The organism is Methylobacterium sp. WL6 (genome assembly GCF_008040095.1).
Classification (GTDB): domain Bacteria; phylum Pseudomonadota; class Alphaproteobacteria; order Rhizobiales; family Beijerinckiaceae; genus Methylobacterium.
Window position 1 is genome coordinate 19,968 of sequence record NZ_VRVH01000035.1, and the last position, 8,277, is coordinate 28,244.

The 8,277-nt window shown below is 69.9% G+C and carries 7 protein-coding genes; all 7 read left to right on the top strand.

Annotated elements, in window-relative coordinates; all coding sequences use genetic code 11:
• The gene (locus FV230_RS07790; protein WP_147841938.1) at nt 1–588 is read left to right on the top strand and encodes a phage protein Gp27 family protein; all 588 of its coding nucleotides are present in this window, start codon (nt 1–3) and stop codon (nt 586–588) included.
• Nucleotides 585–2,288, top strand: a complete 1,704-nt coding sequence (locus tag FV230_RS07795) for a hypothetical protein (RefSeq protein WP_147841939.1) — start codon at nt 585–587, stop codon at nt 2,286–2,288. Before FV230_RS07790 ends, FV230_RS07795 begins: the two co-directional genes overlap by 4 nt.
• 316 nt (nt 2,289–2,604) lie before the next feature.
• Complete coding sequence (locus FV230_RS07800; protein ID WP_147841940.1) at nt 2,605–4,200, top strand: DUF935 domain-containing protein; 1,596 nt, start codon at nt 2,605–2,607, stop codon at nt 4,198–4,200.
• 3 nt (nt 4,201–4,203) lie between these two features.
• Nucleotides 4,204–5,493, top strand: coding sequence for a phage minor head protein (locus FV230_RS07805; protein ID WP_147841941.1), 1,290 nt, complete (start codon nt 4,204–4,206; stop codon nt 5,491–5,493).
• Between the two features lie 227 nt (nt 5,494–5,720).
• Nucleotides 5,721–6,797 carry a phage protease gene (locus FV230_RS07810; protein WP_147841942.1) on the top strand — a complete coding sequence of 359 codons (1,077 nt, stop codon included), beginning with the start codon at nt 5,721–5,723 and terminating at the stop codon, nt 6,795–6,797.
• The gene (locus tag FV230_RS07815; protein WP_147841943.1) at nt 6,797–7,207 is read left to right on the top strand and encodes a hypothetical protein; all 411 of its coding nucleotides are present in this window, start codon (nt 6,797–6,799) and stop codon (nt 7,205–7,207) included. Before FV230_RS07810 ends, FV230_RS07815 begins: the two co-directional genes overlap by 1 nt.
• A gap of 13 nt (nt 7,208–7,220) precedes the next feature.
• On the top strand, nt 7,221–8,114 hold the full coding sequence (locus FV230_RS07820; RefSeq protein WP_147841944.1) for a Mu-like prophage major head subunit gpT family protein: 894 nt from the start codon (nt 7,221–7,223) through the stop codon (nt 8,112–8,114).
• Nucleotides 8,115–8,277: the final 163 nt, after the last annotated feature.

Here is an 8,277-nt window from a genome sequence, read left to right on the forward strand (position 1 = left end):
ATGGCCGAGCGTCGGCGCCTCTCGTCGATCGACATGCTGCCGGAAGAGGCAGCCGACGACATCGTCTGGGCGACCCAGCAGCTCGCCGGCCGCGAGCGGACCCAGGCCGACATCCTGGACGAGCTGAACGAGCGGCTGACGGTGAAGGGCCTGGAGACCATCTCCAAGTCCGCCTTCTCCCGGCACAGCGTGAACCGCGCCGCGGCACAGCGCCGGATGCAGGAAGCGCGCGCGATGTTTGCCGGGATCTCCAGCGAGTTCACGGCGGCCGATGTCGACGAGAACACCGTCATCCTGGGCGAGTTCATCAAGACGCTCATCATCGAGCTCGTCGGGGACGGTGCCGGCGTGAAGAAGCCGAAGGATGCGATGGAGCTGGCCAAGGCCTTCCAGGCCACCGTGTCGGCGCAGAAGATCTCGACGGACCGCCGGCAGAAGGTCGAGGCGGAGATCCAGGCGAAGCTGGCGAAGGCCACCGACGCGGCGATCGACGTCGTCGCTCAGGAGAAGGGCCTGACCACCGACACAGTGCGCGGGATCAAGGAGCGCATCCTCGGCCTGCGCCTGCCGAAGCCGGCCGGCCCATGAGCGCCCCTGTAGACGACGAAGACTTCCGGGTCGGTCGCGCGATCACAGAGAAGGAATGGGCCAAGCTCCGGCGTGAAAGCCTAGTCGGTCTCCCGCCCGAGCTGGACCCGAGCGACCCGGAGATCCTGTTGGCCTATCAGCGCCGCTTGCTGGAGACGACGGCAACGCACCAGGTCACGGTCTGCCCGAAGTCGCGACGGATCGGGGCGACCTGGGGCGTCGGCGCCGACGCCGTGCTCACCTCAGCGGCCACCCGTGCCGCCCGCGGGATGGACACGTTCTACATCGGCTACAACCTCGACATGGCCCGCGAATTCATCGACGTCTGCGGGATGTGGGCGGTCGCGTTCTCGCAGGCTGCCACCGAGGTCGGCGAGTTCGTCTTCGACGACGTCAACCCGTCCGATCCGGCCGACACGCGCTCGATCCAGGCCTTCCGCATCCGGTTCGCCTCCGGCTTCGAGATCGTGGCCCTGTCGTCCCGGCCGCGCTCGCTCCGCGGCAAGCAGGGCTACGTCATCATCGACGAAGCCGCCTTCCACGACGATCTTGAAGGGTTGTTGAAGGCGGCCTTCGCCCTGCTGATCTGGGGCGGGAAGGTGCTGATCATCTCGTCGCACAACGGCGAGGGCAACGCCTTCAATCGCCTGGTCGAGGACGTCCGGGCGGCACGCCGGCCCTACGCCCTCGTCGAGGTCGACTTCGACCAGGCGCTTCACGACGGGCTCTACCGCCGCGTCTGCATGCGCAAGGGCGAGGACTGGACCCCCGAAGGTGAGGCCGCCTGGCGCGCCGAGATCATCGCGATCTACGGCGACGGCGCCGACGAAGAGCTCTTCGTTATCCCCTCCGAGGGGACCGGCTTCTGGCTCCTGCCGGCCGTGATCGAGGCCTGCATGCAGCGGGACATCCCGGTGCATCGCTGGGAGATGCCGGCCGCCTTCGCCTACCAGCCGGAGCCGGAGCGCGAGGCGATGGCGCGCACCTGGTGCGAGAGCGTCATCGGCCCATCGCTTGAGCGCCTCGATCCACGCTACCCGAGCTACTTCGGCCAGGATTTCGGGCGCGTCTCGGATCTCACCGACATCTGGCCGCTCCAGATCCTACCGGGCATGTTCCGCGCTACGCCGTTCCTCGTGGAGCTGCGCAACATCCCGTTCGCCCAGCAAAAGCAGATCCTGTTCTGGATCGTGGATCGCCTGCCGCGGTTCGCCGGCGGCGCGCTCGACGCCGGCGGCAACGGCGCGGCGCAGGCAGAGTATGCCGCCCAGAAGTACGGCCCTCAGCGTATTGCCCAGATCAAATTCTCGATCGAATGGTATCGCGAGAACATGCCCAAGCTGAAGGACACCCTGGAGAGCCGGGGCATGTCGCTGCCGGCCGATCCGGACGTGCTCGGCGACCTGAAGCTCGTGAAGATCATCGACGGCGTCGCCCGAGTGCCGAAGACGCGATCAGTGGAGAAGGGCGAGGGCGCAGCCGAGGGCAAGACGAAGCGGCGCCACGGCGATGCGGCGATCGCCGCTGCCCTCGCGCATTTCGCCTCGCTGATGCCGGCGATGGAGTTCGGCTACCGCGCCGCGCCGCGGTTCGCGCGTCAGACGGACGGCGCGCCGATGCGGTCCGAGGATTACGAGGATGATCGCCGCGATCCGCTCGCCCGCCGGCCGCTCGGTGCCGGCCTGAGGGGAAGCCTGTAGCCGCCATGGCTGGCGATCGCATCAACTGCTGCGTTCCCTTCTGCCGGCGCTGGCACCGCGGCGACGCCGGCGGCGAGTGGATCTGCTGGGATCACTGGAAGCGCATCCCGCTCGCCCGTCGACGTGCGTACATCCGCGCCTACGACGAGCGCCTGCCGCGGCCGTGGGGGCAGCTACGACGCACGCCGCGGTGGATGGGGTATCGTCCGGAGCGGACGGCCGACAGTCGGCAGTGCACCCGTCCCCGCAATATCCGAGCGATCTGGCGCCTGTGGGCGCGCCTCAAACGATCCGCCATCGAGAGAGCGTTGTAGCTATGGCCGTCCCCCAGATCCTCGGCCCCGACGGTCAGCCGATCCGCCGGGAGGTGCTGACCACCGAGGTGGCGCGGCCGACCCTCAGCGGCGTGCGCAGCGTCCTTTCAGGCTACCCGGCCGATGGCCTGACGCCCGGCCGCGTGGCGATGATCCTGCGCGAGGCCGATCAGGGCGTCCCGCTGCGCTACCTGGAGCTGGCGGAGATCGTCGAGGAACGCGACCTTCACTACCTCGGCGTCCTCGGCACCCGGAAGCGCTCGGTCGCCCAGCTCGAGATCACCGTCGAGGCAGCATCCGACGACGCGATCGACGTGGAGAAGGCGAACCGCGTCCGCGAGTGGCTGAAGCGCGACGAGCTTCAGCAGGAGCTGTTCGACATCCTCGACGCCATCGGCAAGGGCGTGTCGTTCACCGAGATCGTCTGGGATACTTCGGCCGGGCAGTGGGAGCCGGAGCGGCTGGAGTGGCGCGATCCGCGGTGGTTCACCTTCGACCGGATCGACGGGCGCACGCCGCTTCTGCGCACGGACACCGGAGACGTCCCGCTCGACCCGTTCAAGTATGTCCGGGCCGTCATCGCCGCGAAGTCGGGCCTGCCGATCCGCTCCGGCCTGGCGCGCCTGGCGTGCTGGGGTTGGATGTTCAAGAGCTTCACGCTCCGGGATTGGGCGATCTTTACCCAGACCTACGGACAGCCGATCCGCGTCGGCAAATACGAGAGCAGCGCCACCGGGCCGGAGCGGGACGTGCTGTTCGACGCGGTGGCCAACATCGCCGGCGACTGCGCCGCGATCATCCCGCAGAGCATGACGATCGAGTTCGTGGAGCTGAAGGCAGCTGCCTCGAACGCCGACATCTACAAGGCCCGCGCCGACTGGCTCGACCAGCAGATCTCGAAAGGTGTCCTGGGGCAGACCGCGACCACCGACGCGATCGCCGGCGGGCACGCCGTCGGGCAGGAGCACCGCCAGGTCCAGGAGGATATCGAGCGCGCCGACGCGAAGGCTCTCTCGGCGATCCTCAACCGCGACCTGGTGCGGCCGTGGATGGATCTCGATTACGGCCCGGGCGGACCGTATCCGCGCCTGCGGGTCGGGCGTCAGGACGTCAAGGACATCACCGCGACCAGCACCGCGTTGAAGGATCTCGTACCGATGGGCCTTCGGGTCCAGACGAGCGACGTGCGTGACATGCTCGGCTTCCCCGATCCGGATGCCGGCGCCGAGGTGCTGGTGGCCCCGGCCGTCGCAGCACCCGCCTTGACTGGGCCGGGCGGCCCCGGCGCGCCGGCGATCGCCGGGGAGCTGCCGCCCGCCCTTCAAGCGGCGTTCGACGCGGCTTCAACGCAGGACGCGATCGACACGTCGATCGAGGCCATCCTCGCCGATCAGGGCTGGGAGCGCATGGTGGCACCGATGATCGAGGGCCTCGATCACAAGCTTGCCGCCTGCTCCTCGATCGACGAGGCTCGCGACGTGCTGGCCCGCCATCTCGCGACGATGGACGTCGGCGCCCTGGCGGAGACCCTGGCGCGTGCGGCCTTCGCCTCGCGGCTGACCGGGGAGACGGGTCAGGCCCTCTCGGACAAGGTCTGATCCGTGACGCAGCCGACGATCACGCCGCTCGCGCCGGCCGAGGCGATCGCCTCACTGACGGCCCGCGGCCTTCGGCTTGATCCCAGCTTCGGCTGGCAGGACGCTTGGCAGGCCGATCACGCCACGATGTTCACGGTGGCGAAGTCCGCCGGCTTCGACATCCTGAAGGACATCCACGACGGTCTGACCCAGGCCCTCGCCGAGGGCACCACCTTCGAGACCTTCGCCAAGAACCTCCGGCCGGCGCTGGAGGCGAAGGGCTGGTGGGGCCGGAAGGAGGTGGTCGATCCGACGAGCGGCGAGATCCAGGAGCGGACGCTCGGCTCGACGCGGCGGCTGCGCACGATCTTCGACACGAACATGAGGGTCTCCTACGCGGCCGGGCATTGGGAGCAGTTCGACCGCAACCGGCGGTCCCGGCCGGTCCTGCGCTACGTGGCGATCCTCGACGGCCGCGTGCGGCCTGCGCACCGGGCGCGGCACAACCTCACCCTGCCGATCGACGATCCCTATTGGGATACCTGGGCGCCGCCCTGCGGCTGGGGCTGCCGCTGCACGCTCCAGAGCCTGTCCCTTCGCGACGTCGAGCGGATGCGGGGCGAGCTGAAGTTCACCCCGCCGCCGGAGACGATCCGGACGTTCACGAACAAGCGCACCGGCGAGGTCGCGAAGGTGCCCGACGGCATCGATCCCGGCTGGGCCTACAATCCCGGCAAGGCCGGATGGCAGGCCTCGACGGTGGCGGGCAAGCTCCCGGCCGCCCCGCCCGTGATGGCCGCGGCGGCCACGGCCGACCCGAGCTGGCCGGCCGCGAAGCTCGCCGACGAGTTCGGGTCATGGCTCGACCAAGCGTCGGCGAAGAAGCCGGTCCCGCAATCGCCATGGACCGTCGGCGCGCTCGATCGCCCGGTTCTCGATGCGCTGGCACACCAGGGCGTCGCGGTGCAGACCGGCGCGATCGCCGTCGAGGCGCCGGCCGCCCCGGAGATCCTGATGCCGGTTGCCGGCAGCGCGGGCGCCGTCCGCATGGTCCGGAGGCTGCCGGAGATCCTGGCGACGCCGAAGGCCGTGCTCTGGGACAAGGCCGCCGGCGAGCTGGCCTACGTCTTCGGCGTGCCGGGTGATGACGTAGACGATCGCCTGGTGGTCCGCGTGAAGCTCGGGCCGGAGGTTGCCCCGGACGCCGCGACGATCGAACGGCTCCGGCCGAACCTAGTGGCGTCGACCGGCATCTTCCGCCTCGCGGCACTCGTCGGATCGGTCGCCTATACCCTGCTCACGGGCAGCCTCTGAATTTGCGGGCCGCTGAGAGGCGCCGGCTGTTTCGGCGCGACCGTCGGCGCCAAAATCCATTGAAGCCGGAATTGAAGCGCCTGGTGAGATCTGACGGGCCTTCCGGCTCCGGGTCGAACTGCTATCGTCCGCCCCACGGCGCCTGACCCGGCCGCGTCCGCATCGCATATCCGTGGCGGACACCTGTCCGGGGTACGCGTTGAACCGGGCTCCCCCATGGTCCGGGCATGTCGAAGCCCGCCGCCCAGCAGACCGCCCTCTGCGCCTCGTTGCCGATCCCGGCGGCCGAGGGCGGCGCTGCGCCGGAGTGGATACACCTGGTCCCGGCCGGCGAGATCCGCACGGTCGACGGGCGCGGCCCCTACCGCGTCGCCGACGTCGACGGCCTGATCCGCATCAGCATGCAGGGCGAAGCGCGCCTGCCGATCGACGAGAACCACTCCACCGACCTGGCCGCGCCGCGTGGCGAGCCCGCGCCGGCGATGGGCTGGATCACGTCGCTTCAGTCCCGCGCCGACGGGATCTGGGGCCAGGTCGAGTGGACCGGCACCGGCCGCCGGCTCGTGAGGGGCAGGGCCTACCGGCACATCTCGCCGGTCATCCGGCATCTCGCGGACGGGACGGTCACCGGCCTCCTGCGCGCCTCCCTCGTCAACCGCCCGAACCTTCAAGGGCTGACTTCGCTCCACCAAGAGGACGACACGATGGATTTCATGGCGAAGCTCCGCAAGGCGCTGGGGCTGGCAGACGACGCCGACGAGGCGGCCGTCATGGCGAAAGTCAGCACGTCGACCAGCGCGACGGCGTTGCAGGCGGCGATCGCCCCGATCGCCAAGGCCGCCGGCCTCGCCGACGGCGCGGACGCGGCCACCGTGCTCCAGGCCGTCCAGGATCTGCGCGATCCGACGAAGGTCGTGCCGGTCACTGCCGTCACCGCGCTCCAGCAGGAGCTGACCGGCGTCCGTACCGAGCTGACGGGGCTTCAGTCCAGCATCGCCAAGAAGGCGGCCGAGATCGCGGTCGATGCCGCGATCAAGGCCGGCAAGGTCTCGGCTCCGAAGGCGATGCGCGACCACTACATCGCGCGGCACATGGCCGACCCGGCCGGCGTCGAGAAGGAGTTCGAGGCGATGGTCTCGCTCCACGCCCGCGGCGGCGGCAGCGCCGCTCCGCCCGCCCTCGACAAGGACGGCAATCCCGGCCTCGACGCCGAGGAGGTCAAGCTCATCGCGCTGATGGGCATCGACCCGGAGGCCTACCGCAAGACCAAGGCCGCCCAGGCGGCGCGTGAGGAGGCACTCTGATGGCCGCGCTGACCGCCAACCGGAACACCGTCTCCCGCTCCGGCTCGCTGCGCGAGCCGCCGGTGAAGGGCGGCGTCAAGATCTACGCCGGCGCTATGGTGGCGATCGACGCCAGCGGCCTCGGCATCCCGGCGGCGGCCGTCGCCGCGCTCCGCGTGATCGGCCGGTCCGAGGATCTGGTCGACAACACCGCGGGCGCCAACGGCGACGTGCGGGCCAAGGTCACCACCGGCATCTTCGCCTACGGCAACTCCTCCGGCGCCGACCTGATCGGCCTGAAGGACGTCGGGCAGCCCTGCTACGCGGTCGACGATCAGACCGTCGCCCTCACCGATAGCGCCGCCGCCCGCCCTCGGGCCGGCACGATCTTCGACGTCGACCAGCTCGGCGTCTGGGTGAAGTTCTCCTGAGGCCACACGCACCATGCTGATCAATTCCGCGAACCTCCGCACGCTCTACACCGGCTACTCGGCGGCGTTTCAGAGCGCCTTCGACGGCGTCACGCCGCTCTACACGCGGGCGGCCATGGTGGTGCCGTCCTCGACCCGCTCGAACGAGTACGGCTGGCTCGGGCAGCTCCCGCGCATCCGCGAGTGGATCGGCGACCGTGTCGTCCAGAACCTCGCGACCCACGGCTACACGATCCGCAACCGGTCGTTCGAGAGCACGATCGCCGTCACCCGCGACGACATGGACGACGACAACCTCGGCATCTACTCGCCGATGTTCTCCGAGTTCGGCCGCGCCTCGGCGACCTTCCCCGACGAGCTGGTCTGGCCGATGTACCCGGCCGGGTTCTCGACCCCGTGCTTCGACGGGCAGTTCTTCTTCGACACGGATCACCCCGTGCTCGACGCCAACGGCCAGGTCTACTCGGTGGCCAACACCGACGGCGGCACCGGCGCGCCGTGGTTCCTGATCGACGACAGCCGCGCAATCCGGCCGATCATCTTCCAGAACCGCCGGCCCTTCGAGCTGGTGCGCATGGACCAGCCGACGGACGAGCGCGTCTTCAGCGCCAAGGAGTTCCGCTACGGCACGGACGGCCGTTGCAACGCCGGCTACGGCTTCTGGCAGCTCGCCTGGGGCTCGAAGCAGCCGCTCGACGCCGCGCACTACGAAGCCGCCCGCGTCGGCCTCGCGACGATGAAGGGCGATTACGGCCGCCCGCTCGGCGTGTCGGGCCGCCTGCTGATCGTCGGCCCCGCTCAGGAAGGAGCCGCGCGCAAGCTGCTCACCAGCGAGCTCGTGAACGGCGGCGAGACCAATCAGTGGAAGGGCACCGCCGAGCTGCTGGTCGTTCCCTGGCTTGGCTGATCCCCGCCTGACCCCCGCCTGACCCGGCATCGCCCTCGGCGCCTGCCCGAACCCGCCTCGATCTTCAGGAGCCACCATGTCGAAAGCACCTCGCCCGTCGGCTTCCGCCGGCACTCTCGGTGGATCGCCGGCCGCCGGCACCGCCGCTCACGCGGCGCCGGCC

Excerpts from the sequence above, each read along its gene's own strand:
- FV230_RS07790 (WP_147841938.1), top strand. The coding sequence starts at position 1 with ATGGCCGAGCGTCGGCGCCTCTCGTCGATCGACATGCTGCCGGAAGAG.
- FV230_RS07795 (WP_147841939.1), top strand. The coding sequence starts at position 585 with ATGAGCGCCCCTGTAGACGACGAAGACTTCCGGGTCGGTCGCGCGATC.
- FV230_RS07800 (WP_147841940.1), top strand. The coding sequence starts at position 2,605 with ATGGCCGTCCCCCAGATCCTCGGCCCCGACGGTCAGCCGATCCGCCGG.
- FV230_RS07810 (WP_147841942.1), top strand. The coding sequence starts at position 5,721 with ATGTCGAAGCCCGCCGCCCAGCAGACCGCCCTCTGCGCCTCGTTGCCG.
- FV230_RS07815 (WP_147841943.1), top strand. The coding sequence starts at position 6,797 with ATGGCCGCGCTGACCGCCAACCGGAACACCGTCTCCCGCTCCGGCTCG.
- FV230_RS07820 (WP_147841944.1), top strand. The coding sequence starts at position 7,221 with ATGCTGATCAATTCCGCGAACCTCCGCACGCTCTACACCGGCTACTCG.